Annotated in this window: 23 protein-coding genes; 13 read left to right on the forward strand and 10 right to left on the reverse strand. The window is 67.2% G+C overall.

The features are described from left to right. Window positions 1–172 precede the first annotated feature (172 nt). The 4 genes from AC1D29_RS14110 (at window position 173) to AC1D29_RS14125 (ending at window position 3,046) form a co-directional block, all read left to right on the forward strand. Window positions 173–1,339, forward strand: coding sequence for a M23 family metallopeptidase (locus AC1D29_RS14110; protein ID WP_477898348.1), 1,167 nt, complete (start codon window positions 173–175; stop codon window positions 1,337–1,339). 25 nt (window positions 1,340–1,364) lie between these two features. After that, the gene (locus tag AC1D29_RS14115; protein WP_477898350.1) at window positions 1,365–1,943 is read left to right on the forward strand and encodes a YdeI/OmpD-associated family protein; all 579 of its coding nucleotides are present in this window, start codon (window positions 1,365–1,367) and stop codon (window positions 1,941–1,943) included. Window positions 1,944–2,061: 118 nt separating this feature from the next. After that, a complete protein-coding gene (locus tag AC1D29_RS14120) occupies window positions 2,062–2,475 on the forward strand; it encodes a hypothetical protein (RefSeq protein ID WP_477898352.1) in 414 nt (137 codons plus the stop codon). A 100-nt stretch (window positions 2,476–2,575) separates the two neighbouring features. Then, a complete protein-coding gene (locus AC1D29_RS14125) occupies window positions 2,576–3,046 on the forward strand; it encodes a hypothetical protein (RefSeq protein ID WP_477898354.1) in 471 nt (156 codons plus the stop codon). 42 nt (window positions 3,047–3,088) lie between these two features. Here AC1D29_RS14125 and AC1D29_RS14130 read toward each other — a convergent pair whose 3' ends face one another. Next, window positions 3,089–3,640: a YccF domain-containing protein gene (locus tag AC1D29_RS14130; protein WP_477898356.1), complete on the reverse strand. Its 552-nt coding sequence runs from the start codon at window positions 3,638–3,640 to the stop codon at window positions 3,089–3,091. Between the two features lie 82 nt (window positions 3,641–3,722). Further along, window positions 3,723–4,253, reverse strand: coding sequence for a single-stranded DNA-binding protein (gene ssb, locus AC1D29_RS14135; protein ID WP_477898358.1), 531 nt, complete (start codon window positions 4,251–4,253; stop codon window positions 3,723–3,725). A 158-nt stretch (window positions 4,254–4,411) separates the two neighbouring features. Here ssb and AC1D29_RS14140 point away from each other — a divergent pair, with 158 nt between their 5' ends. Genes AC1D29_RS14140 through AC1D29_RS14150 form a run of 3 tightly spaced genes read left to right on the forward strand, consistent with a single transcriptional unit; the run spans window position 4,412 to window position 7,016 of the window. After that, on the forward strand, window positions 4,412–5,503 hold the full coding sequence (locus AC1D29_RS14140) for a sensor histidine kinase (RefSeq protein ID WP_477898360.1): 1,092 nt from the start codon (window positions 4,412–4,414) through the stop codon (window positions 5,501–5,503). 5 nt (window positions 5,504–5,508) lie between these two features. After that, a complete protein-coding gene (locus tag AC1D29_RS14145) occupies window positions 5,509–6,249 on the forward strand; it encodes a LytR/AlgR family response regulator transcription factor (RefSeq protein WP_477898362.1) in 741 nt (246 codons plus the stop codon). Beyond that, window positions 6,246–7,016: a head GIN domain-containing protein gene (locus AC1D29_RS14150; protein ID WP_477898364.1), complete on the forward strand. Its 771-nt coding sequence runs from the start codon at window positions 6,246–6,248 to the stop codon at window positions 7,014–7,016. The genes AC1D29_RS14145 and AC1D29_RS14150 overlap by 4 nt, the downstream gene beginning before the upstream one ends. Before the next feature lie 9 nt (window positions 7,017–7,025). Here AC1D29_RS14150 and AC1D29_RS14155 read toward each other — a convergent pair whose 3' ends face one another. Then, window positions 7,026–9,107: an MORN repeat-containing protein gene (locus AC1D29_RS14155; protein WP_477898366.1), complete on the reverse strand. Its 2,082-nt coding sequence runs from the start codon at window positions 9,105–9,107 to the stop codon at window positions 7,026–7,028. An 82-nt stretch (window positions 9,108–9,189) separates the two neighbouring features. Here AC1D29_RS14155 and AC1D29_RS14160 point away from each other — a divergent pair, with 82 nt between their 5' ends. Next, the gene (locus AC1D29_RS14160) at window positions 9,190–9,414 is read left to right on the forward strand and encodes a SlyX family protein (protein WP_477898368.1); all 225 of its coding nucleotides are present in this window, start codon (window positions 9,190–9,192) and stop codon (window positions 9,412–9,414) included. Between the two features lie 411 nt (window positions 9,415–9,825). On the opposite strand, the gene AC1D29_RS14165 is transcribed toward AC1D29_RS14160, so the two are convergent. From AC1D29_RS14165 to AC1D29_RS14175, 3 genes are all read right to left on the reverse strand, one after another. Next, on the reverse strand, window positions 9,826–10,629 hold the full coding sequence (locus tag AC1D29_RS14165) for an alpha/beta fold hydrolase (RefSeq protein WP_477898370.1): 804 nt from the start codon (window positions 10,627–10,629) through the stop codon (window positions 9,826–9,828). A gap of 101 nt (window positions 10,630–10,730) precedes the next feature. Beyond that, on the reverse strand, window positions 10,731–11,696 hold the full coding sequence (locus AC1D29_RS14170; RefSeq protein ID WP_477898372.1) for an alpha/beta fold hydrolase: 966 nt from the start codon (window positions 11,694–11,696) through the stop codon (window positions 10,731–10,733). 140 nt (window positions 11,697–11,836) lie between these two features. Beyond that, entirely contained in the window at window positions 11,837–12,169 is a 333-nt protein-coding gene (locus AC1D29_RS14175) for a DUF2917 domain-containing protein (RefSeq protein ID WP_477898374.1), read from the reverse strand. Window positions 12,170–12,279: 110 nt separating this feature from the next. Here AC1D29_RS14175 and AC1D29_RS14180 point away from each other — a divergent pair, with 110 nt between their 5' ends. After that, the gene (locus AC1D29_RS14180; RefSeq protein WP_477898376.1) at window positions 12,280–12,378 is read left to right on the forward strand and encodes a PEP-CTERM sorting domain-containing protein; all 99 of its coding nucleotides are present in this window, start codon (window positions 12,280–12,282) and stop codon (window positions 12,376–12,378) included. A 601-nt stretch (window positions 12,379–12,979) separates the two neighbouring features. Here the strand turns inward: AC1D29_RS14180 and AC1D29_RS14185 are convergent. Further along, a complete protein-coding gene (locus AC1D29_RS14185) occupies window positions 12,980–14,545 on the reverse strand; it encodes a methyl-accepting chemotaxis protein (protein ID WP_477898378.1) in 1,566 nt (521 codons plus the stop codon). Between the two features lie 303 nt (window positions 14,546–14,848). On the opposite strand from AC1D29_RS14185, the gene AC1D29_RS14190 reads away from it, so the two are divergent. The 3 genes from AC1D29_RS14190 (at window position 14,849) to AC1D29_RS14200 (ending at window position 17,749) form a co-directional block, all read left to right on the forward strand. Continuing rightward, complete coding sequence (locus tag AC1D29_RS14190; RefSeq protein ID WP_477898380.1) at window positions 14,849–15,625, forward strand: hypothetical protein; 777 nt, start codon at window positions 14,849–14,851, stop codon at window positions 15,623–15,625. Between the two features lie 167 nt (window positions 15,626–15,792). After that, window positions 15,793–16,155 carry a hypothetical protein gene (locus AC1D29_RS14195; protein WP_477898382.1) on the forward strand — a complete coding sequence of 121 codons (363 nt, stop codon included), beginning with the start codon at window positions 15,793–15,795 and terminating at the stop codon, window positions 16,153–16,155. A 52-nt stretch (window positions 16,156–16,207) separates the two neighbouring features. Then, window positions 16,208–17,749 (forward strand): methyl-accepting chemotaxis protein, encoded by a 1,542-nt coding sequence (locus tag AC1D29_RS14200; protein WP_477898384.1) that lies wholly within the window; start codon window positions 16,208–16,210, stop codon window positions 17,747–17,749. Between the two features lie 399 nt (window positions 17,750–18,148). On the opposite strand, the gene AC1D29_RS14205 is transcribed toward AC1D29_RS14200, so the two are convergent. Further along, window positions 18,149–18,523: a nuclear transport factor 2 family protein gene (locus tag AC1D29_RS14205; protein WP_477898386.1), complete on the reverse strand. Its 375-nt coding sequence runs from the start codon at window positions 18,521–18,523 to the stop codon at window positions 18,149–18,151. A gap of 27 nt (window positions 18,524–18,550) precedes the next feature. Then, window positions 18,551–19,303, reverse strand: coding sequence for an SDR family NAD(P)-dependent oxidoreductase (locus AC1D29_RS14210; RefSeq protein ID WP_477898388.1), 753 nt, complete (start codon window positions 19,301–19,303; stop codon window positions 18,551–18,553). Window positions 19,304–19,486: 183 nt separating this feature from the next. On the opposite strand from AC1D29_RS14210, the gene AC1D29_RS14215 reads away from it, so the two are divergent. Next, the gene (locus tag AC1D29_RS14215; RefSeq protein ID WP_477898390.1) at window positions 19,487–20,425 is read left to right on the forward strand and encodes a LysR family transcriptional regulator; all 939 of its coding nucleotides are present in this window, start codon (window positions 19,487–19,489) and stop codon (window positions 20,423–20,425) included. Between the two features lie 164 nt (window positions 20,426–20,589). Here AC1D29_RS14215 and AC1D29_RS14220 read toward each other — a convergent pair whose 3' ends face one another. Next, window positions 20,590–23,196, reverse strand: a complete 2,607-nt coding sequence (locus tag AC1D29_RS14220; protein ID WP_477898392.1) for an ATP-binding protein — start codon at window positions 23,194–23,196, stop codon at window positions 20,590–20,592. Window positions 23,197–23,334: the final 138 nt, after the last annotated feature.

Below are 23,334 nucleotides of genomic sequence, written 5' to 3' on the forward strand. Positions count from 1 at the left end.
AACCCGCCGGGCTCGCGCAGGCGGCTCCCCCGTTCCGGGGACGCCGGCCATGACCTTTGTCGGCGACGAGGCCCCGTGGGCACAGTCGGGCGCCCCGACCGGCCGGGACCCGGGCACCCGGCAACTGCCACCCATGCCACATGAAGAGCGAGTTTGCGCACCGAGGCGCGCCGTGCCCAACCGCCGGCAGCTGCTGGCCACCGCCTCCGCCGTGGCGTTGGAGCCCTGGCTCTTGGCGGACGTGTCCCACGCCGCGCCTGCGGATGCGACGGCGGCCGGCGTCGAATGGTTCGCCCTCGACAGCTTTGGCGTGCTGGCCATGAACCGGCAGCGCTTCCTGGTCGGCGAACTGGCCGTGCGCAATGCCGGCCCGCAACCGTTGTCGATGCAGCGGCTGACGCTGGTGCCCGAGGATCGCGGCGGCCCGCTGATTGCGGAGATCTCCGGCGACGCGCTGCAGGCGCTGGCGTCCCTGCCCAACGGCCGCATGGCGCAGTCGCTCACGCTGGCCGCGGGCGAGCAACGCAACCTCCACTTCTGGCATGCCCTGCCAGCAGCGGGTGGCGAGCAGGCGCTGGCGGCCGAACTGGTGTTCTCGCGCGGCGACGGCGCGCCACAGGCGCACGCTGTCCGCGCGCCCATCGGCGCCCCCGAGCTGGCCGTGGCCTTGAGCCCGCCCTTGCGCGGCGGCCCCTGGATCGCCGTCTTCGACCCCTGGTTCGCGCTGGGCCATCGCCGGGCCGCGTTCGTGCGCGACGGCCAGCGGTTCATTCCGGCGCGCTTTGCCATCGACTGGATACGCGTCGACGCGCGCGGCAGCCCATCGCCCGCCGATCGGCCCGGCTTCGAGCATTGGCATGGCCTGGACAGCGAGGTGCTGGCCGTGGCCGACGGCGAGATCGTGGCGCTGCGCGATGGCCGCGAAGACGTGCTGGGCGCGCGGCGCGAAGGCGCGCGCTGGACCGATGACGACGTGGCGGGCAACTACCTGTGCCTGCAGGTCGGCGGCGGGCGGTGCGTCTTCTACGAGCACCTGCGCCAGGGCAGCATCGCCGTCAAGATGGGCGAGCGCGTCAAGGCGGGCCAGGTCATCGCCCGGCTGGGGCGCTCCGGCATCAATTCCTCGGGCCCCCATCTGCATTTCCACGTGGCCGACCGGCCGGCGCTGATCGCCGCCCAGGGGCGGCCCTATGTGCTGAGCGCCTTCCGCCAGCTCGGTGCCTACGCCAGCATGGCACAGGCCGAGTCGGGCCAGCCCTGGCCGGCCAGCGCCCACCCGCAAGGGGAGCGGTTCCAGAACGAGATGCCGGCAGCCAATGCCGTGGTGCAGTTTGATTGACGGCCGCCGCCCGCCGCCCCGGGCAATGCCGGCCGCCGCCGAAGCCGCGGTGATCGAGTTCCGCGACGCCTCGGCCTTCGAGGCCTGGCTGGACGAGAACGCCGGGCTGCAGGCGGGTGTGTGGCTGAAGATCGCCAAGCGCGGTTCTGGCGTGCCCACGCTGACCAGCGATGAAGCCGTCGACGTGGGCCTGTGCCACGGCTGGATCTCGGGCCAGCGCAAGCCGCTGGACGACCGCTACTTCCTGCAGAAATACGTGCCGCGCCGGCCGCGCAGCCGCTGGTCGCAGGTCAACGTCGACAAGGTGGCGGCGCTGACGGCGGCCGGCCGCATGCGGCCCTCGGGCCTGGCCGAGGTCGAAGCGGCCCAGGCCGATGGGCGCTGGCAGGCCGCCTATGAATCCCAGCGCCATGCCGAGGTGCCGCCTGATCTTGCCGAGGCACTGGCGGGCAACCCATCGGCCGCCCAGGCCTTCGACGCGATGGGCAAGACGCAGCGCTATCAGTTGATCCTGAAGCTGCTGACGGCCCGCAACCCGGGCGCGCGGGCAGCGCAACTTCAGAAGGTCTTGCTGGCGCTGGAGGGTGCGCAGCGCGCCCGGTGAACCCGCCGGGCCGGCGGGTATCAGCCACCGCGCCGCGGATCGCAAGCCGGCCTCCTACAAACACGCGCCACCCATGGCGTCAGACTCATCGCACAACAACTGATCCGCGCGGTGTGTCATGAGAAACGTCTTCGACGCCCTCCTTGGCGGCATCGTTGCCGCGGCGAGCGTGGCAGCCTCGGGCGCTGCGGTCGCTCAGTCGGTCGCTCCAGCATCATCGCCAGCCTCGGCGCCCGTGCCCATGACGGCTGCGTCAAAGGCGGTCCCGGCCCGCAACACGGCCATCACGGCCGCGGAGAACGTCAAGGAGCCCGGCAGTCAGCGGCCCGACGAACGGGTGATCCCGCAGATTTCCATCCCGCTCAAGTCCAGGCGCGGCGCCGCAACCGCCGCATCGGCGCCTGCCGGCAGCATCGTCGGCCGCGTGAACGAAGGCGCGGCACGGTGCATGGCCGCGGGCGACGCCAGTGACAAGGCCGCTTGCGAGCGCGGGCTGGCGGCTTCCGGGCCCGTCACGCCGCCGGGGCGCTGAACGCGTCTCATCGCCCAGGCCGGGCGCAGGAGCGGCATTTGCTGGCATGCGACGGCCATCCGGCTTCCGAGACCTCCGACCTTGCAAAGGCGACATCCCGATGAACTTCCGCAACCTTCTCCCGTCGGCCCTGATCGGTGCCGTTGCGAGCGCGCGCTCCATGACGCCCATGGCCACCATCTCGGCGGCCCGCCTCGCCGGCCGCCGTACGCCGGGGCAACTCATGCTGCTGGACCGGCCGCTGTTCAAGTACGGCGCGCTGGCCATGGGCGTGGGCGAGCTGTTCGGCGACAAGATGAAGACGGCGCCCGACCGCACCGTGTTCCTGGGCCTGTTCGCGCGCGTCATGAGCGCCGGCATTGCCGGCGCCGCGCTCGCGCCGAAAGGCAAGGAGCGTGAAGGCGCCACCGTGGCGGTCGCGACCGCCGTCCCGCTGGCCTACGCCACGCTGGCCGTGCGCAAGCAAGCCATGACCCGGATCGGCCAGACCCGCAGCGGGCTGATCGAAGACGCGTTGGTCGTGGCAGCGGGGTTTGCCATCGTGGCGCTGGCGATGAGACGGCGCGGCTGACCGGCGCCTCGCCGTCGTCCAGCCCACGCTGTCCCGACCGGACTAGTGACCTGCGCGAATTTGGGCCACTGTGATTTCGGCGCCTTCTCTGCGGGCTGCCGCTGCGACTTCTTTGGTGACGATGGTCTTGCCAATCGGTGCGATGGCAATTCCCGCCAGTTTCAAATGCTGGATGCCAAACGGGATGCCGATGATCGTCACGAAGCACACCAACGCCGATCCGACGTGGCCCAGTGCCAGCCACAGGCCCGCGAAGACGAACCAGATGACATTGCCCACCAAGCCGAGACTGCCCGTGCCGATGTCTTCCTTGAGGGACAAAGTCTTTCGGCTGATGGCTTCCCTGCCAAACGGAAGAAATGCAAATTGCCCGATCACAAAACAGGCTCGCCCCCAGGGAATGCCAATGATCGTGATGAAGGCAATGATCCCGGCCAGCCACCAGCCGAGCCCCATGACGAACCCGCCCAGAATGAACCAAAGCAAGTTTCCGATAGCACTCATCTTCTCTCCGGTATAGATGCGCCGGCTTTTACTGAGGCGCTTGGAATTACTCGGTCGGGCTGGCACTTGGCCGTCGCCCGTGCGCAGCATTCATCGAATCTGAAATCACCCGCAGAATTGAAAAAGCCCACCGCATGTGCCGTGGGCCTCTTTTCTCTAGACGATTCCGATATTAAAACGGAATATCGTCGTCCATGTCATCAAACCCCGTCGACGCCTTGGGCGCCGGGGCCGGTGCACGCGGAGCGGCCGGGCGCTGAGCCGCTGCAGGGCGCGCCGCCGGGCGGCCACCGCCGCCCATGTCGTCGCCACCGCCGCCACGGCTGTAGCTGCCGCCACCGCCGCCTTCGTCACCACCGCCGCCGCCATCACGGCCGCCGAGCAGCTGCATCTCCTGGGCAATGATTTCGGTCGTGTAGGTGTCGCGACCTTCCTTGTCCTGCCACTTGCGGGTCTTCAGGCGGCCCTCGACGTACAGCGGGCGGCCCTTCTTGACGTACTCGCCGACGATCTCGGCCAGGCGGTCGTTGAAGACGACGCGGTGCCACTCGGTCTCTTCCTGGCGCTCGCCGGATTCGCGGTTCTTCCAGTTGCGGGTGGTGGCCAGGCTGAGGGTGACCCAAGCGCCGCCGCTGGGGTTGTAGCGAACCTCGGGGTCTTTGCCGACGTTGCCGATGATGATGACTTTGTTGACGCTGGCCATGACGCTCGTCCGGATTTCGATGGGGAAGGGTGCGAATTATGCCGGCCGCCCTCGCCGGGGGCGTCAGCAACACCCCGGAGACCGCATCCCGCACCCCGGGGCCCGCACTTCGTCTCCCCGCCCCCGTGCCGGCCAGGCACCCTCCCTAAGATGAAGCCATGAACACGATCAGCCACCACCACAGCAACCGCCGCCTCTGGCTGTCGTATGCCGGTGGCTGCGCGCTGGCCTGGTGCCTGTTCGTGCTGGCCGGCAGCGAGTTCGACCGCGGGCTGGACCCGTTCTGGCTGGCCGTCTACCAGGCGACCACGATGCTGTGGGCGCCGATGCTGCTGGGCATCGCCGTCTGGCCGCTGGCGCGCCGCCTGCACGCCAGCGACGCCGGCTCGGCCGCGGCCGGCATGGCCCATGTGTTGGCGGCAGTGGCGTTCTCGGCGCTGTGGCAGGCGGGCGAGTTCGCCGTCAACGTGGCGCTGTTCGGCGTGGACCATGCCGGCGCCGTGCTGGTGGCCGGCCTGCTGTGGCGCTCGGTGTGGGGCTTCGTGGTCTACGCGGCCATCGCGACGGCCTTCATGGCGGTGCTGCAGTCGCGTGCCGCGCGTTCGGCCGCTGTTGCCGCGGCGCAGGCCGAGTCGGCGCTGGCCCGGGCCGAGCTGTCGGCCATCAGCGGCAAGCTGAACCCGCATTTCCTGTTCAACACGCTGAACTCGCTGATCGCGCTGACCCGCAAGGACCCGGCCGCCGCCGAGGCCGCGCTGCTGAAGTTCGCGTCCATGCTGCGCTATGTGCTGGACACCAAGCGCGGCGCCGAGGACCGTGTGATGCTGTCCGACGAGATCGACTTCCTGCGCGACTACCTGGCGCTTGAAGCGCTGCGCCTGGGCAACCGGCTGCGCGTGGACTGGCAGCTGGAGGAGCGCGTGATGGCCGACGAGCTGCCGCCGCTGACGCTGCAGCCGCTGGTGGAGAACTCCATCCTGCACGCCGTGGCGCCGCGCAAGGGCGGCGGCTGCGTGACCATCACCGCGCGGCGCAACGCGCTCAACCACGGGCTGGACCTGGCCGTGGCCGACGACGGCCCGGGCTGCGAGCCCGCGGCGCTGGAACCCAAGCCCGGCCAGCGCCGCGGCGTGGGCCTGGCGGCGCTGAGAAAGCGTTTCTCGCTGGACTACGACGGCCAGGCCCGCCTGCGCATCCACACCGCCCCCGGCGCCGGATTCCGCGTCGACCTCTTCATTCCGCAGACATGAACAGCATGACCACCACCGTTCTCATCGCCGAAGACGAACACCTGGCCGCCGAGGCGCTGGCCGACTGGGTGAAGGCCACGCCAGGCCTGCAGCTGGTGGCCGTGTGCGAAGACGGCGAGGACGCGCTGGCGCAGATCCGCGCGCTGAAGCCGGCCCTCGTGCTGACCGACATCCAGATGCCCGGCCTGACGGGGCTGCAGGTCGTGCAGGCGCTGCAGGGCGACGCCCACCAGCCGCGCATCATCTTCACGACGGCCTATGACCAGCACGCGCTGGCGGCCTTCGAGCTGCATGCCGTGGACTACCTGCTCAAGCCGTTCTCGCGCGAGCGCTTCGACGAGGCCGTGGCCCATGTGCTGCGCGACGCGGCCCCGAGCACTGCCGACGTGGCGCAGGCGCTGGGCGCGCCGCACGACGCGCCGCTGACGCGTCTGCTGGTGCGCGACCAGGGCAAGATCTTCCCGCTGCAGGTGGACGCCATCGAGTGCCTGCGCTCCGACAACAAGTACACCGCCATCACCAGCAAGGGCCGCAGCTTCCTCGTGCGCCTGCCCATCGCCGATTTCGAGACGCGGCTGGACCCGACGCGCTTCCTGCGCGTGCAGCGCGGCTGCATCGTCAACCTGGACTTCGTCGACAGCATGACGCCCGACGAGAACTCGCAGCTGGTCGTGCAGCTGCGCGACGGCACACGCATCACGGCCAACCGTGAGGTGTCCAAGATGCTGAGGGAGCAGTCATTGTGAAAACGCTGTTGCTGACCCTGCTGGCGGCCGCCGGTCTGGCGCAGGCCCAGACCGCACCACCGGCCCAGCCCGCGCCGCCGGCGCCCGTGGCCCATCCGGCGCCGCCGATGCCACCCATGCCCCCGGCCGAGCCTGGCCGCCTGTACGCGCCCGGCGCCTTCGACCGCCTGGAGCTGGCCGGCGCGGCGCGCGTCATCCTCGTGCAGGGCGAACGCGACCAGGCCTTCATCGCCGGCGACGCCGACGTGCAGAAGAACGTCGAGGTGGAGCTCGCCGACCGCCAGCTCGTCATCCGCCCGACCGGTGGCTGGAAGTTCTGGCACAGCAACAAGCTCTTCGTGCAGGTGGAGATGCGCCAGCTGCGCGCGCTGTCCATCTCCGGCGCCAGCGACGTGCAGGCCCCCGGCCCGCTGCGTGTGGAGCAGCTCAAGCTCAGCATCAGCGGCGCAGGCCTGGCGCGGCTGGAGCAGCTGCAGGCCAAGCAGATCACCTTCACGATCTCCGGCGCCGGTGACGGCCAGCTGGGCGGCCGCGTCGACGACCTGGCGCTGCAGATCTCCGGCAAGGGCAAGGTCATCGCCGACCGCCTGCAGGCCAAGAGCGCCCGCGTCAACGTCAGCGGCATCGGCAATGTGCTGCTGTGGGTCACGGACGACTTGTCCGCCCACATCTCCGGCATCGGCTCGGTCGACTACTTCGGCAACCCCAGCGTGCAGCGCTCGGTGTCGGGTATGGGGTCGATCAGCGCCAAGGGTGAGAAGCGCTGATCGACACGGTCAGCGGCTGTAGGTGAAGTTGCCCAGCTGCAGCGAGTTGCCCGACAGGCTGTAGGCCTGCGTGTAGACCTTGGCCCAGTTGACGGTGGGCGGGTTGTCGTTGTCCTCGGTCTTGTCGTAGTTGTAGCCGGCGCTCTCCAGCGCCGCGCGGACGATGCGATAGCGCAGCGTGCCGCCCTCGCAGGACGAGACCGCCAGCACCGTGGTCTGGCGCGCCGAGCCGCCCTGGTTGGTGGAGCGCATCACCAGCGTGGCCTGCGAACCCGAGAACGTCCAGGTGCCGCCGGTGTCGTGCGACCAGCTGCCCTGCAGCAGGTCCAGGCAGCCGACGGGTTTGCGCGCCGGCGGCGCGACGGCGGCTTGCGCCTGGGGTGGCTGTGCGGGCCGCGCGGCGGCGGGTGGCGGGGCCTGTGCGACGACCGGCTTGGGCCGCGAACGCTCCAGTTCGGCGGACTTCTTCTCGCCGTCCACCAGCTGCCATTTGGCGATCAGCTCGCGCCGCTCCTGGTGCGTCAAGGCCTGCTGCTGGGCCGTGGCCAGCGCCGCCTCGGCACAGGCGAAGTCGCGCGCCTGCGCGCACGCCGCTCCCTTGTCCAGCGCGTTGCGAAAGCCGCTTCGGTCCGGGCTGGCGGCCACGACGGGCGCGGGCGGCTTGTCGCCAGCCGCCGCGCCGGCCGGCGGGTGCGGGTCCGGCAGCTGGCTGTACCTGCTGTCGGCCATCAGCCTGGCGAACAGCGCGCGCAGCGAGCTTGCGTCACCCAGATTGCGCGCGCTGGCCCATTCGTAGAAGCCGTCCGCAGCGATGCCGATGGCCACGCCGGTGCCCACGGCCACCAGGAAGGGCGAGGCCGCGGCCACCAACGCGGCTGTCTCACCGGCACCCAGCGTCTGGCCCAGCAACTTCACGGTGAAGGCGGCGCCGCCCACTAGCGAGGCCTTGAACATCTCGTGCGCCGGCGCGCTCCAGCGTTCGCGGGCGTCCTGGGCCGACTGGCTGAAGAAGCCGTCCAGCAGGCCTTGTGCGTGGGCCGCGGGGATGAGGTCCACACGGTCCCACCAGGCTTTCAGCAACGCGGTGATGGTCTGCGGCGGGCCGGCGTTGGCAAGGACCAGCTGCGGGCCCATGTCCTCCAGCTCCGTCAGCTCGGCATACCCCCAGAAGGCCTCGGTGCGCAGCCTGCCCATGGCCCAGCCGGTGGCGTGCCGGTACAGCACGGCGCCGGCGATGAAGCGGCGCTCGGCGTTGTAGAGGCGGTACTCGATACGCTCCTGCCCCACGGTGCGCACGGCGATGCGCTGGCCCTTGTCCATGGCCAGCACGCCGGTCAGTCCCTTGCGGTCGTCGATGCTCAGCCGCACGCGGTCCGTGGCCGGGCCGACCCAGGCCGTCCAGCTACCCGCGCCGCGCGCGCCGTCGCGCACCAGGTGCACCGGCTTGTCCTCGAAGCTGGCCGCCACCAGCACGTGCTCGCCCTTTTGCACCGCATACGACAGGTTCTGCAGCCCGCTCGAGGCGGTCGCGCGCTTGAGCACGCTGCGCTGGCCCAGGAACTCGCCTCGGGCCCAGTCGCCGTCCTGGCGCGCACCGTTGGCCTTGACCATGACGCCCGCGCCCGAGAAGGCGTTGTCCAGGAACTCGCCCTGGTAGCGGTCGCCGTTGGCCAGCTGCAGCGTGCCGACGCCGGTGCGCGCGCCGTCGAAGAAGTCGCCCTCGTAGCGGTCGCCGTCGCGCCAGGTCATGACCCCCTTGCCGGCCAGCCGACCGTTGACGAACTCGCCCTCGTAGCGCGTGCCGTCCGGGTAGACATAGACGCCGCGGCCCGAGCGGCGGCCGTCGACGTAGTCACCCTCGTAGCGGCTGCCGTTCAGCCAGGTCTGCACGCCGCGGCCATGGAACTTGCCGTCGGCGAACTCGCCCTCGTAGCGGCTGCCGTCGGCCAGCGCCGCCGTGCCCTTGCCGGCGAGCTTGCCGTTGACGAAGCTGCCCTCGAAGCGGCTGCCCTGGGCGTCCACCTTCACCTCGGCAACGGCCGATGCAAGGCAGGTGGCCAGCGCGATGAGGGTCAGGGCCTTGTTGATCATCGGAACTCTTCCGGCGGGGCAGGGGCCGCGAGTGTCTGCGAGGAATGCACGGCGGAGCCGGCAAAGCGGGTCCAATACGGCTATGGATCACACGCCGGACGACATCGACAAGCGCCTGACCGACCTGGAGGTCAAGGCCAGCTACACCGAGGACACGGTGGAGGCGCTGAACCAGGTCATCGTGCGCCAGCAGGCCCAGATCGACCGGCTGGTGCGCGAACTGGTCGAGCTGCGCAACCGCGCCGCCAGTGCGGACGACCCCAGCGCCGCGCGGGGCCCGCGTGACGAGTTGCCGCCGCACTATTGAAAGAAGCCTGCGCGGCGGTCTTCCGGGCGTGAGGGCCTGCTGTGTTCGCTTTGAAGCGAGTGCTGCCGTTCGCGGCCGGCTTGAATGCGGCAGCTTTGTGCCCAAAGCCGAAGCTCGAGATCCGGGCTGGAGGGCGGTTCCGCAGCGGTTGCCGTCATCTGCGATCAGCCGCCGAATTCGCGCTCTCTGGTATGAAGCAGACGTCGGCGCACCTGGCCGGCTGACGGGTTCAACGACCGGTGTCGAGGGTGCTGCGGTCGTTTAGCCTGGCTGTCCGCGGCAGTCGTCGTCGAACGTCTGCTGCTTGAAGCGCTGATTTGGCACATCCCTCCCGAAGATGAGTAAGCGTCGCCTGACGGGTGACACCAAGCTACCTTCAGAAGGCTGGCCTCCGCAGCCCGGATGTACGGCTTACGATGCTGCGCGAACGTGCTCCTCGATCCGCTGCATCAAGGGCGCGGCATGGGTTCCGATCATGAAGTGGCTCGCATCCTCCAATGCCACGACCCGTGCCTGAGGCAGGTAGCCAGCCAGCAGTTGGTTGCAACGCTGCATTGCCATATGGCTCGTGCCGCCGTAGATCACTAGAACCGGTACCTGGACAGCGCGGAAGTCGGCCGGCGTGGGATGCACCGAGTCGCCAGTTTCCCAGTCGAGGATGTTGGTGTACGTCTGGGCGATAAGCTTTTCCTTGACCGCAGGCGGGTAGGCATCAAATGTCCCGTCCCCACCGTAGAAATCGATCACGTGCCGGACAGCCTCTTGATCCCCGCCTTGCCAGTCGGCCACATAGCGCGAGGTCATGGCCTGCACCTGCTGCCTCAACGGCGTCTCACCGCCTAGCGAGAGCAGGTTGAAGACGGTGGGCTCCAACAGCGTCATGCTGAGCAGCCTGGGGCTGCGATTCATGGCCAGCGCCAAGGCCACCCAGGCGCCGAAGGAGTGGGCCACGAGATGCACCGGCATGCCCACCTGCGCCAGAACGGCTTCGAGCACATCCATCTGATCCTTCAGGTGGTCACTTTCCGGTCTGCGCCGCTCCTGCGTCTTTCCGTAGCCCGACAAGCTGGTCGTGATGGTGCGGTAGCGCTCGGAGAGCGGCGTGCTGATGCCGCGCCACGACGCGCCCGTGGAAAATGACCCGGGCACGAACACCAGGGGCGTCCCGTCGCCGCTCTCCTGGTATTCAACCGATCCTTGAGGCAGGGTGATCATGACCGTGAGTCCTTCTTCGTCGAAAGATGGGTGGTGAGGCGAACCGGTCGCGGCGGCCCCGCAGGGCCAGCGTCGGCACCGGCTGAGATGAGCGACTCGCCCTATACGGCGGGCTTCAACAGGCCTTCCATCGTGGCCCGGTGGACCGCCTCGGTGCGGTTGCTGCAGTTGAGGGCGCGCAGCGCCAAAGCCATGTGCATTTCCACGGTGCGAGGACTCAGGCCCAAATTGCGCGCGGCCTGCTTGTCCGTCATTCCTTGCGCAGCCAATTGAAGAATTTCCGACTGCCGACGGCTCAGGCGGGGCTTGTTCGAACGGCCCCCACCCAGGAAGGCCAGGGTCTCTTCGATGAACGTTCGTCTGGCGTCGTTGCCGAGGGGCAGGATGTGGCTGTCGCCGTCCAGCGGTATGAAGCGCGCGCCCGGTATCCATGCGGCCAGCTTGTGGCCCTGGTCCAGGGTCACCATCTGATCGTCTCGGGCATGGAAGATAAGCGTCGGGCACTGCACCATCGCGCACTGCGCCTTGACATCCATGCTGTAGTTGATGCGCATGTGCCGCTCCGCGATGTCCGGCGTCATCGATAGGCGCATGCGCTCGCTGATGAGCTCGCGCGCGGCCGGGTCGGCCGCGGCATCCCCCAGCAGTTGCGCGATGAAGATCTGCCGGAACGGCGATCTCTCATGCGCCCAGCCCTGGCGCGCGGATGCCAGCAACAGGTTCGCCTCTTCCAGCAGGTGCGGCGGCGTGTTGCGCGCGCTGAAGTAGGTCCGCCCGAAGCCGTTGATGATCACCAGGGCGCTGACGCGCTCGGGATGCCGCGCGGCATAGGCGATGGCGACCGGCGCGCCGCAGGACAGGGCCATCACTGCCGCGGGTTCGGGTGCGAGCGCATCCATCACCACCTCGAAGTCAGCCACCAGTGTGTCGAAGTCCAGGCGCTCTACCTGGCGGGTCGACAAGCCGCAGCCGCGCGGGTCGTAGCGCACCAGGGTGTGGTGTTGGCTCAGCGCCTCCAGCGTGGGCCAGCCGTGCGGCTCGCGCAGGTCGCATTCCAGATGGCTCATCCAGGTTCCCGCCCTCACGAGCTTGGGGCCGCTGCCTGTCGTTGCACAAGCAAGCGTGACGTGGTCCGGGGTCATGCAGAAGTGCAAGTCCTGGTGAGGGTTCATGAGAAGGTGATCCCCGGCGCACGTGCAGCACGGCGTCAGCCATTCTGTTCGCCAGCATGCCACCCCGCAAGCACTAGGTCCGCATCCCGGAGTGCATGCACCAGGACCGGAGCACCCGTCTGCTGCATGAACACCTGACCGGCTTCCAGTACCCAGTCGGTCGCACAGCCGTCGCGGGTGACCCAAACGCAGCCGCTGATGACCTGAAGCACCGATTCGTGATTTGGCAGCCGCAGCGTTGCATGGCGAGCCAGGCGCTGCTGCTGCGGTACGCGCCGTGAGGCCAGCTGCGCGTTCGGGCTGCGCGTGAACATGAGTGCAAACGGGCCTGGTGTCGTCCAGCGACGGAGCGCGGTGGCAATCTCCATGTGACCTCCGTTTAAAGTGAGGTCAGTTTGCTGGCCTTAGCCGCCGTGGCCCAATCGGTGTCCTACGGTACTGGCCCGTGCCGACTACGGTACGACCACCGTAGCGCGACGTGGCGGGTCCCGTCCCTGAACCCTGGTCCGCGATGCTCGCTCTTGCCGGGTTGGCGCTGGTTGCTCATCGTGCTTCACGCCGTACCGGAAGGGCCTAGTCGCGTCAGCGCAACCATCGCACCGTGAAGGGCCAGAGCTTCCGTTGAACGGCGTCGGGCGTTGGACTTCAGACGACGCAGGAACGAGTTCCGCCGAGCGTTAGTTCCTGGATGAGCAGCGGCCACTCTGTCCGCAGCGTCCGAATGACCGGTCCCGGCGGCAGCGGCCATCTAACCACCAAACGTGGGTGACAGCAGCCAGCCTGGAGCCGCGGTTCGGCGAGTTTCCGCTTCGGGCACCAAGCTGCCGACGGCCTGCCGGTCCGCGTCTCGGGGGCAGGTCAGTGCCCAAAGCGGAAGCTCGTGATTCACGACAAAGGGCTGTGGAGCGGATGCACAGCGAAGACCAATGTTCCAACGTCAGTCGCCGCCGATCTCGCGGCATCGGTGGGCTCAGGGGACGGTCGTCGCTGCAACCAGGCAGCGTCAATACAACCGCAAGCAGCGTTGGACGCTGAAGCCAGCGTCCCGTGGGGGTCAAGACGAAAGCTGAAAACATGGGTCTGAATCCCGACTGACGGGAGTGGAGGATAGTGCGCAGTGTTCCGCCGGAACTCTAGCGCTCCGGCCTTCTTAACAGCAGCCTCAGTTTGTGCGGGGGCTATGCACGCGCAGTCTTGAACTGTCCGATGATGTCCAAAAGGCCGGCGGCCTGCTGCTGCAGACTCTCGGCGGCTGCGGCGCTCTCTTCCACAAGCGCGGCGTTCTGCTGGGTGCCCTGGTCGATGGATGCAACAGCCTGGTTGACCTGGACGATACCGCTGCTCTGTTCGGTCGCGGACGCGTTGATTTCGGCCATCAAATCGGTCATGCGGCGCACCTGGCTGACGATGTCACTCATCGTCGTGCCTGCCTCGCCAACGAGCTGGCTGCCCGCTTCGACCTTCTCGACGCTGGCGCCGATCAGGCCCTTGATCTCGCGCGCCGCGTCGGCGCTGCGCTTGGCCAGTGCTCGCACTTCACCGGCTACGACGGCGAAGCCCCTGCCTTGTTCCCCGGCACGGGCCGCTTCGACGGCTGCATTCAGCGCCAGGATGTTGGTCTGGAAGGCGATGCCATCTATGGTCCCGATGATCTCGGCGATCTTGCGGCTTGCATTGCTGATGTCGCCCATGGTGGTGACGACGCGCTGCACGACGTCGCCACCGCGACCCGCCACTTCCGTCGCGGCGCTGGCGAGCTGGCTGGCCTGGTGCGAACTCTCGGCCGTCTGTTGAACGATCGACGTCATCTGCTGCATCGAAGCGGACGTCTGCTGCAACGAGCTGGCCTGATGCTCCGTCCGGCTGGAGAGGTCCTGGTTGCCGCTGGCGATCTGCTGGGAAGCGGTTGCAATGCTGTCGGCCGATTGGCGCACGCGGCCAACCATGTCAACCAGGCCGTCGTTCATGCGCTTGAGCGCCGACAGCAGCTGACCAGTCTCGTCTTGGCGATCGACGACGATGTCCGAACTCAGGTCGCCAGAGGCCACCGCCTCGGCCAACCGCACGGCGCGCTCCAGAGGCCGGGTGACGGCGTTGCTCAGCGTCCAGCCCAGCACGATGGCGGCACCGATGGCACCGACGCAAGCAATCAACATCAGGGTTCGATCGAGATTGAAGGCACCCTCCGCCTTCTGCGTGTTCGCGGCCGTTTGGTGGCCTTCGTAGACGATGAATTCGTTGACCGCCTTCAACAGCGCTGCCAGCAGCGGCCGGCATTCCGCGTTCATCTTGGCGATGGCGTCGTCGCGCTTGTCGTCCAGGGCCAGACCTACGATCGCCAGGGCCACCGGACCATACTGCGACTCCACGCGCTCGATTTCCCCAACCAGAGCCTTGTCGCGCTCGCCAAGATCAGAACCGTTCGCCACGGCATCCTTGAGTTTGGCAAGAGCCTTCTGCACATCGTCATGCGCTTGGGTGACGGCGGCCTTTTCGACTTCACGGTCGGCCGGCGTCGTCACCAACACCAGGTTGCGCGCTGCGATGGCCCGTCGGGTCGCAGCGCCGCGCACTTCGGTTGCCAGGTGGTCACGGCTGCCGATGCCCTCGAGGTAGCCCGTGAAGCGCGCATTCGCTCGCACCAGCGAATTCAGGGCCAGCCCGGAGACCATCAGCACAACAGCCGCGAGAACGGCAAATCCAAGCATCAGCTTGGCCCTCAGGCGCATATTGTTCAGCATCATTCAATTCCCAGTTCGTGAAACGCAGCGGAAGAACGCTTCTTCGACGAAGAGTCAAACGCGCTGGTCAGGAGACTCTAGGTAGCCCGATCAGCACGGGCTGTAGGGAGTTCTTGATGGCGGCGGTCGGGACTATCGGAAACCCGGCGCTCGGATGACGTCGTTCACGTTACGTGCCTGGCCGAGAGCGGCCGAAGATCAGGCGGCGGCGTCCTACACCGCTTCGTGGCCGATTGACCTAGCGTCGAAATTTCCGCATAGGTCTGCGTCCGGGCTATCCCGAACGCTCTGCACGCGCGGATACCCATGACGTTGCACCGAACCCCAACGCGGCCCTTTTACACCTGCCGTGCAATTGCGCGAAGGAAGGTGTGTGCCGGCCTTGGGCTCCTCGCCTTTTCTCCAGTGGCCTTTGCAGGGCAGACGATCGAGATCTCCGTGCTCGACAACGGCGTGCTGGCCAGTGTCGCGCTGGCCGTCCTAGAGCGTGCCTATGCCAAGCTCGACCTGACGCTGCATACCCAGACGTTCCCGCTCAGGCGCGGCGTCCAGATGGCTGATGCAGGAGAACTCGATGGTGACTTGATGCGCGCTGAAGTTTCGCTCAAAGACTGGTCCAGGCTCGTCGTGCTGAAGGTGCCGGTGGCCCGAGTGGTATTTTCCGCCTACCGGCGCGGCGATTGCCCGGCTCAAGTATCGATAGACGACCTGTCAAGCAAGCGGATTGCGTATATGCGCGGCGCCCGCAGCATCGAGACCCTCATTCCCGAATCCGCTTTGGTCGGGGCCAAGAACAACTGGGATGCTCTGAGGCATGTTCAACGTGGCATCGCGGACTTCGCGGTGGTGGATCAGACCGAGGCGGAGGTGCTCCTTATCAAGGCAGGAGCGACCGGCATCTGCCGCGTCTCGGAGCCCGTGCTGGCCGCGGATTTGTTCCACTCTCTCAACGTGCGGCATGCCGCGCTGGCCGCCAAGGTTGAGGCCGTTCTTCAGGACATGGAAAGTCAAGGACAGATCAAGCGAATCTGGGCTCGCGAAACCGTGCGCGCGCAGGCGCTGGCCGTTGCTCGGGCGCCATGACCGCAGCTTCAAGCCAAGCGACGAGGATAGGTGCTATATCTGGACGCATGAGGGAGGCGGGCGTCGTCGCAAAAGTGAACACTCATTTGGCGGCTTTTTCCAGCCGCCGCCGAGAAGCGCGACCGCCAGGGTTCCCAGCGCATTCATGAGCTCACGATTAAGGTGTCATGGAAAGCCAACTTTGGGTTGAACCCGTCGGTTCCGTCATCATTGCCCGGCTCCGTGGGCTGCCGACGGTTGAGCTTTTGGCAGATTGCCAACGCCGCGTGCTCGGCCTCATAGAGGACACCGGCAAACCGTTGGTCCTCTACGACGCCTTGGAAATGATTGCCCCGGCTACTGACGTGGCATGGTCCCAGAGGGCGCTGGATGCCACGCTGCCGCTGCGACCAAAGCGTGCCATCGTGGTCCCAAACACGAAGATCGCTTTCCTCGCTCGCCTTGCGTTTGCGGACGACTACGGTGACAACAGGGTTTTCTACAACGACATGGCTGCTGCGTTTGAGTGGCTGCTGGCGCCGACCGTTTGAGTTGATGCTGGTGGACTCCGACGTGGACTTGCAGCCACGACAGGAGGCAATGATGAAGATGCAATCCTTGCGCATTGGCATGCGGCTCGCTCTGGGCTTCGGCATCGTTTTGGTGCTTCTGGCGCTGGCTGTAGGGCTGAGCTATCGGCAGATGGCCACTGTCGGACCCCACATCGATTTGTTGGTAGAACTCCAACGCCAGCAAGACCTGGCACAGGACTGGCGGACTCAGACTCAGCTGAACGTGACGCGTACCGACGCCGTTGCACGCGCCGGCGGCGCGGGCCCCGTGGCGGACTTCTTTGCGCCCGTCATCAAAACCACCAGCGCCAAGATCACTGAGCTGCAGGAGGGTTTGACCAAGGCCTCCGACACGCCTCGCGGCAAGGCCAGGCTCGACGAGATCAGTGCCGCCCGCAAGGCCTACGTCGACATCCGCAATCAGGTCTTTGCCCAACTCAAGGCCGGGGAGGCGGAAACCGCACTGCAGACCCTCGAAGGCAAGATGCGCCCCGCCTCGGAGGTCTATGTCGCGTCCATCAGTCGGATGGCCGACTACCAGGGTGAACGGGTCCGCGACGAAACGCGCGAGGTGCTCGATGCCGCACGCCGCACGCAGATCGTCATGCTTGCGCTCGCTGCGATTTGTCTGAGCATTGGCGTGGCGGCGGCTTGGCTTATCACCCGCTCAGTCGTGCGGCCGCTGCGTGCGGCCATCTATGAAGCGGAACAGGTTGGCCGAGGCGATCTTTCACGGGAGATTCACTCCGTCGGCAACGACGAGACGGCGCAGCTCACGCACGCCCTGGCCGGCATGCAGCAGTCTTTGCGCCATCTGGTCGGCGCGGTGCGACACAACGCGGACGGCGTCGCCACCGCCAGCTCGGAGATTTCGCTCGGCAGCAATGACCTCTCCGCCCGCACTGAACAGCAGGCTAGTGCGATTCAGCAGACCGCCGCCTCCATGGAGGAACTGTCGGCAACCGTCCGACTGAACGCTGACAACGCGGGCCAGGCGGATCAGCTCGCGCATGACGCCAGTGACGTCGCGCGTCAGGGCGGTGAGGTGGTCGGCGAAGCCGTCCAGCGCATGCGCGGCATCGAGGAAAGCTCGCGCAAGATCAGCGACATCATCAGCACCATTGACTCCATCGCATTCCAGACCAACATCCTGGCGCTGAATGCCGCCGTGGAAGCGGCCCGTGCTGGCGAGCAAGGCCGAGGCTTCGCCGTGGTCGCCAGCGAGGTGCGCATGCTGGCGCAACGCAGTGCAGCCGCGGCAAAGGAGATTAAGGTCCTGATCGGCGACAGCGTTGAGCGCGTTGAGCAGGGTGCGGTGCTCGTGAACCGCGCTGGCGAGACGATGGGCCAGGTCGTGACATCCATCGAACGGGTTGCGCAGATCGTGCGCGAAATCAGCGCCGCCAGCCGTGAGCAGAGCACCGGGGTTGGCCAAGTTGGCCAAGCCATTTCTCAGATGGACGAGGCCACCCAACAGAATGCGGCCCTTGTCGAAGAGAGCGCTGCAGCGGCCGAGAGCCTGAAGCACCAGGCGGAAGACCTGGTCAAGCTGGTTTCGACTTTTAAGATCTGACGCCGGTGCCGACCCAACAGCGCGCGTGCGTCTGGACTCCAGTCCGACTTCCGCTGATTGCGCAGCCCGGGTGGCACAAGCCACCGCAATAGGCAAAGCGCGCTCAAAATTGCGGAGGGGCGCTGGAGCGCCTACCTGAGCCACTGCCCGTCGAGTGTCGTGTGCCAGAACGCATCGGTCGCTCGGACCGTCTGCCGCGAAGACTCAGACCAGCCTGTTGCCGCGGATCGGCGGATTTCCGCTTTGGGCACATTGCTGCCCCACGACTGACGAACCCGAGCGGCAGCACCCAGCCTGCAGCCGCCACGAAGTGCTGCATGAGGACTGTTCATGCCTCTTCGGATGCCCCTGGCATGGGCAGATCGGTCCCTCCGGTTGACCCGATGGGGCACTCAGCCTTTACTGGAACGCGGCCGCCGCCGCGGCGGTGTCCAGCGCTTCGCGCAGGCGCTTGATCTTCCCGGTCTCCGCGATCAGGACCCCGGCATAGGTCTGCCGGTAGAGCTTGCCGGTGGCAGTGACGACGGCCTCGACCGAGTACTCGGCGAACACCTTGTCGGGCGTGTCGATCCAGACCCGCAGGTCCTTGAACCGGAAGTTCGGCACGCGGGCGAGCAGGCCGGCCACCAGGCCCTGGACCTGCGCCGGGCCGACGGCGCGGGCGTTGACGGTGGGCAGTTCCAGGATGCCGTCCTCCGCAAAAAACTCAGCGGCGGCGGCGGGGTTCTGGATGTTGTCCAGATAGGACTTGAGAAGTTCGAGCGCGGTGGTCATGGGGTCTCCTTGCGAGGTTGGCGGGGCTCAGACCTGGGCCATGCCGCCGTCGACGAACAGCTCGATGCCGTTGATATAGCTGGCGGCGTCCGAGGCCAGGAAGGCCACCACCTTGCCGATCTCCGACGGCTCGCCGAGGCGGCCCAGCGGCACCTGCGCAGCGAGGTAGTCGAACAGGCCCTGGCGCGTGGCGTCGTCGGGTGCCAGGCCACCGAGCCCGGGCGTGCGGATGGGGCCGGGGCTCACGGCATTCACACGGATGCCGCGGTCCTTCAGGTCCAGCGCCCACGAGCGCGCAAAGTTCCGCACCGCGGCCTTGCTGGCGCTGTAGACGCTGAAGTTCGCCGTGCCCTGCACCGACGTCGTCGACGACGTCAGCACGATGGACGCGCCGTCGGTCAGCAGCGGCAGGGCCTTCTGCACCGTGAACAGCACGCCGCGGACGTTGGTGCCGAAGATGCGATCGAAGTGCTCTTCCGTGATGGCACCCAGCGGCGCCATGTCGCCGCCACCGGCGTTGGCGAACAGCACGTCCAGCCGGCCGACCTTCCTCGCGATCTCCGCGTACACGGCGTCCAGATCGGCGAGCACCGAGGCGTCGGCGCGGATGCCGGTGGCGCGCGGGCCGATCTCGGCGACGGCGGCATCCAGCTCAGCCTGGCGGCGGCCGGTGATGAAGACCTGGGCGCCCTGGGCGGCCAGCTCCCTGGCGGCGCCCAGACCGATGCCCGAGCTGCCTCCGGTGACGAGGGCGATCTTTCCTTCGAATGGCTTGTTCATGTTCAGCTCCATGTGATGACGTTGAGAGAGGTGGGCCCGCGGCGGTTGAGGCCTCTTCGAGAGGCGCTGTCGCTGTCGGCATGGGTTCAATGTAGGAAAGCTGCATTGAATGAAAAAGAGAGAAAGATGGAATGACTATCTACTCGTATAGATAATCAGATCGACACGAACGAAGGAATCGACATGGACCAGCTGCTGGCGATACGCGCCCTCGCCCGGGTCATCGAGGCGGGCAGCTTCACGCGGGCGGCGGACTCGCTGGACATGCCCATCGCCACCGTCAGCAAGCTGGTGCGCGACCTCGAAGGCCATCTCGGCGTGCGGCTGCTGCAGCGGACGACGCGGCGCGTGACCGTGACGCCCGAAGGCGAGGAGTACTACGCCAAGAGCGGCCGGGTGTTGCGCGACCTCGAGGACGTCGATGGCGCCTTCAACCTGGCCCGTGGCAGGCCGCGAGGCCAGCTGCGCATCGACGTGGGCGGGTCAACCGCGCGTGATGTGCTGATCCCGATGCTGGCGGACTTCATGACGCGCTACCCGGACATACGCATCGACCTCAGCGTGTCGGACCGCTCGGTGGACCTGATCGGCGACAACGTCGACTGCGTGATTCGCGGCGGGGCGATGGAGAGTTCCTCGCTGGTGGCGCGCCGGCTGGGCGAAGCCGTGCTGATCACCTGCGGGGCGCCGTCCTACCTGAAGCAGTTCGGCACGCCCGCCTACCCCGACGAATTGAAGAATGGTCACCGGCTCGTTGCCTACGTGTCGAGCGACACGGGCAGGGCGTTTCCGTTCCGCTTCGAGCGCGACGGCAAGAAGACGGAGGTCAAGGTCGACCACCGCGTGGGCATCAACGAGAGCAATGCCCACCTGGCGGCTTGCGTCGCGGGCTTGGGGTTGGTCCAGACCTTCGGCTATGCGGCCGCGTCGGCGCTCAATGACGGTTCGGTGGTCGAGATCCTGCAGGATTGGCGCCCGGCGCGCTATCCATTCCAGCTCGTCTATCCACAAGCGCGGCACGTGACGCACCGCCTTCGTGTGTTCATGGACTGGCTGCTCGAAGCTTTCCCACAACGGGTGGCGGCGTCTCCCGAATTGAAACCGCGAGCTGCTGCGGAATAGCCGAGAAGCTAACGGATCTACCAACATTCGGCACTACGGCATTTGCTGCTTTGCAGCAGGAGCTGCTATTCGCCGCGAGCGGCGTGATGCCCGCTGTCGGCCAGAAGCGGTCGTCTCCGAAGGTTGACCTTCGAGATGCTGGCCAACATCTCCTGCTTGCGCTTTCAACCGAATCCACCGGCCGCAAAGCCTCGATCCGTGTCCCAAAGGGCGCCTGATGCCACCAGCGTTGAGATCTGAGCCTCGGACAGCACGGACCGCATGCCGGCCAGCAGAGTCTCACGAATGCGACGTTCAGGTGAATGCAGGTCGAGCCCTTCGTCGCTCCTGGCGCGATCTGCGCAACCTACCAGCTGCAACGCCAGGCGGCCGTCACCTCGCTTCAATGCCAGCAAGGCCAGCGGCATCAGCATGCCGCTGGCCGAACCCAGGCCGCGCACCAGCAGATCGCGCCCCTGCCGGATTGCGGCTTCGGCCTCTGCCAGGTCGCCGCGCTCGAGCAAGGCCGGCACCATGTGCTGAAACGCGTTGAAGGCCTCTTCCGGGCGGTGCAGCTCGGTCGCCACAGCAATGGCGCGCCGGCAAGACTGGATGGCGTCGTCAACAAGACCCAATGCAAACTCGGTATCGGCGAGATTGCCCAGCGCAGCGACCTCTCCCACACCCCCTGCCTCTTGCGCCAGCGCCACGCTGCGCAAGCCCGCTTCACGACAAGCCTCGTCGCGTCCCCCCTGGTCGTGACACCACTCCAAGGCGGCCTGTCGCCGGCGTCGCAAGACGGGCGACCAATCCGGCGCCTCCAACTGCTCGGCTTCATGCAGCAGCGCAATCGACTCGTCGTCACCGACCACGGCGCGCGGCGCACCACCGAGCGCGCACAGCGCGCGGTACAGGCCCACGCGGTCACCGACCTCGCGGAACCCCTTCAGCGCCAGAGGCGCATCGATTGCCCACTCGGCGGCCGGCCGCAGGCGAGTTCTGGCCAGCAGCTGATGTGCCAGGCGCAGGCGCGCGCCGAGCGCGACGGGCACATCGTCACCCAGGCATCCACGTGCCAGTCTGCAGAACCGCAAGCCTTCGCCGAACGAATCCACTTCGCTCCACAGCCAGTCCCCATAGGCGGCCAGCGTGATCGCCTGAAGCCGGGTGACGTGCGGATCCACCGAGGCAGTGGCAGACGGGCGCGCGATGACGTCGGACAGCCATCGCATGGCGGCGCGCAGGTTGTCCAGCTCGGCGGCCATCCGGGCCACCACGACATCGAAACGCCTTTCGTGGACCACCAGATCGTCGTAAGAGTGCAGAAGCTCACCCAGGGCCTTCGCATGGCGAAGACGCAGCGTGTCGAGCTCGTCAGCCTGTTCGAGCTGCGCCAGCGCGAACGCCCGTGCCGGTTCAAGCAACCTGTACCGGGGATAGCGTGGGTCGTGTCCCGTTTCGGTCATCAGGAGTGACTTGTCGATCAGCGCGCCGAGGTGGTCCAGCACGGCACCGGGCGCGAGGTCGGTATCGACCAGGACGCGATGGGCCAGGTCCAGCGAGAAGCCGCCTGAAAACACACCCAGCCGGCGCCAGATGATCTGCTCATCCCGGTTCAACAGCCCGTGGCTCCACAGCAGCGCCGCACGAATCGTCTGCTGGCGCCGCGGGCCGCGACCCCGTTGAGCGCCCAGGGCGCCCAGGCGTTCATCCAGGCGCTGCTGAAGGCCGTGCACGCCCAGCAAAGGCAGGCGCGCTGCCGCCAGTTCGATGGCCAGAGGCAGCCCGTCGAGGCGCCGGCAGATGTCGACAACTGCCGGCAGCACATCGGGCGTCGGGGCAAAAAACCTGTCGACGGCCTGGGCGCGCGCCAAGAACAACTGCACGGCTCCACTTTGGATGGCCGCCTCTGCGTGGTCGATGTCATCAGCGCGGTCCATAGCCGATGGCACGCCGAGCGGAGCCAGCCGAAAGACCTGTTCGTCCGCAACATGCAAGGGTTCCTGCGACGTGGCCAGTACGCGTGCAAGCGGGGCGCGCTGGCGCAGAACATCGACGAGGGCTGCTACCGGGTCGAGCACATGCTCACAGTTGTCCAGCACCAGGAGCAGCTCGCGTCCCCGCAACGCGGCCGCAATCGTCTGTGCATGGCGGCCGAATGTCCCAGGCTCGGCCGCGGGCTCGAGCGGCAAGACGATGCCCAGCGCCTGCGCCACCGCCGCCATCGCCTGCCCGCCGTCTGTCAGCACCGACAGGTCGGCCACATAGACGCCGTCGGCGAAGTCAGCATTGCAGATCTGTGCCACCGCCAAGGCCAGCCGGGTCTTGCCGATGCCGCCTGGGCCTACGACCGTCACGACAGCATGCATGTGCACCCGTTCGCGCAGTTCGGACAGCTCGGCATTCCGGCCGATGAGTGGCGCGCCCGCAGGCACTGGCGCCGTACGCGCCCGTCCATCGTCGCGGCCGCGGTCATGACCCGTCGAGCGCTCACCGTCAGGCGACAGCGTGAACAGGTATCCCCGACCCGGCACGGTGGCGATGGCCTGCGGCCCGAACAGCTTGCGAAGCGCGGAGATGTGCTGCTGCAGGTTGTTTTCCTCGACGACCAGTCTCGGCCACACGAGGTCGAACAGTTCCGCCTTGCTGACCACTGCACCACGGCGCTGAACCAGCACCAGCAACAAGTCAGTCGCGCGCGGACCGAGACGGACGGGGACACCGTCGTGCAGCAACACGCGGCGAGTGCGATCGAGCCGGAAGCGGCCGAATTGAAGCTCGGAGTCGTCCATGGCGCCCGGCGAGTGTGACAGACGCAATCGACCATCGCCCCTCTGCACCGCTCGCGATTCAGGCGAAATTCAGGGCGACGGCAAGGACCTGAAGAGGCCTGCACGGCGACCATGGGTTTCCTGACATCCTGACTTCTC

Source organism: Roseateles sp. P1_C6 (assembly GCF_056406315.1).

Bases quoted from the DNA above. Each gene is read 5' to 3' on its own strand.
- AC1D29_RS14220 (WP_477898392.1), bottom strand. From the start codon at position 23,196: ATGGACGACTCCGAGCTTCAATTCGGCCGCTTCCGGCTCGATCGCACT.
- AC1D29_RS14130 (WP_477898356.1), bottom strand. From the start codon at position 3,640: ATGCTGCGCACGGGCGACGGCCAAGTGCCAGCCCGACCGAGTAATTCC.
- AC1D29_RS14115 (WP_477898350.1), top strand. From the start codon at position 1,365: ATGCCGGCCGCCGCCGAAGCCGCGGTGATCGAGTTCCGCGACGCCTCG.
- AC1D29_RS14185 (WP_477898378.1), bottom strand. From the start codon at position 14,545: ATGATGCTGAACAATATGCGCCTGAGGGCCAAGCTGATGCTTGGATTT.
- AC1D29_RS14165 (WP_477898370.1), bottom strand. From the start codon at position 10,629: ATGATCACCCTGCCTCAAGGATCGGTTGAATACCAGGAGAGCGGCGAC.
- AC1D29_RS14170 (WP_477898372.1), bottom strand. From the start codon at position 11,696: ATGAGCCATCTGGAATGCGACCTGCGCGAGCCGCACGGCTGGCCCACG.
- AC1D29_RS14145 (WP_477898362.1), top strand. From the start codon at position 5,509: ATGACCACCACCGTTCTCATCGCCGAAGACGAACACCTGGCCGCCGAG.
- AC1D29_RS14125 (WP_477898354.1), top strand. From the start codon at position 2,576: ATGAACTTCCGCAACCTTCTCCCGTCGGCCCTGATCGGTGCCGTTGCG.
- AC1D29_RS14195 (WP_477898382.1), top strand. From the start codon at position 15,793: ATGGAAAGCCAACTTTGGGTTGAACCCGTCGGTTCCGTCATCATTGCC.
- AC1D29_RS14210 (WP_477898388.1), bottom strand. From the start codon at position 19,303: ATGAACAAGCCATTCGAAGGAAAGATCGCCCTCGTCACCGGAGGCAGC.
- AC1D29_RS14155 (WP_477898366.1), bottom strand. From the start codon at position 9,107: ATGATCAACAAGGCCCTGACCCTCATCGCGCTGGCCACCTGCCTTGCA.
- AC1D29_RS14190 (WP_477898380.1), top strand. From the start codon at position 14,849: ATGACGTTGCACCGAACCCCAACGCGGCCCTTTTACACCTGCCGTGCA.
- AC1D29_RS14140 (WP_477898360.1), top strand. From the start codon at position 4,412: ATGAACACGATCAGCCACCACCACAGCAACCGCCGCCTCTGGCTGTCG.
- AC1D29_RS14120 (WP_477898352.1), top strand. From the start codon at position 2,062: ATGAGAAACGTCTTCGACGCCCTCCTTGGCGGCATCGTTGCCGCGGCG.
- AC1D29_RS14200 (WP_477898384.1), top strand. From the start codon at position 16,208: ATGAAGATGCAATCCTTGCGCATTGGCATGCGGCTCGCTCTGGGCTTC.
- AC1D29_RS14175 (WP_477898374.1), bottom strand. From the start codon at position 12,169: ATGGAGATTGCCACCGCGCTCCGTCGCTGGACGACACCAGGCCCGTTT.
- ssb (WP_477898358.1), bottom strand. From the start codon at position 4,253: ATGGCCAGCGTCAACAAAGTCATCATCATCGGCAACGTCGGCAAAGAC.
- AC1D29_RS14205 (WP_477898386.1), bottom strand. From the start codon at position 18,523: ATGACCACCGCGCTCGAACTTCTCAAGTCCTATCTGGACAACATCCAG.
- AC1D29_RS14215 (WP_477898390.1), top strand. From the start codon at position 19,487: ATGGACCAGCTGCTGGCGATACGCGCCCTCGCCCGGGTCATCGAGGCG.
- AC1D29_RS14160 (WP_477898368.1), top strand. From the start codon at position 9,190: ATGGATCACACGCCGGACGACATCGACAAGCGCCTGACCGACCTGGAG.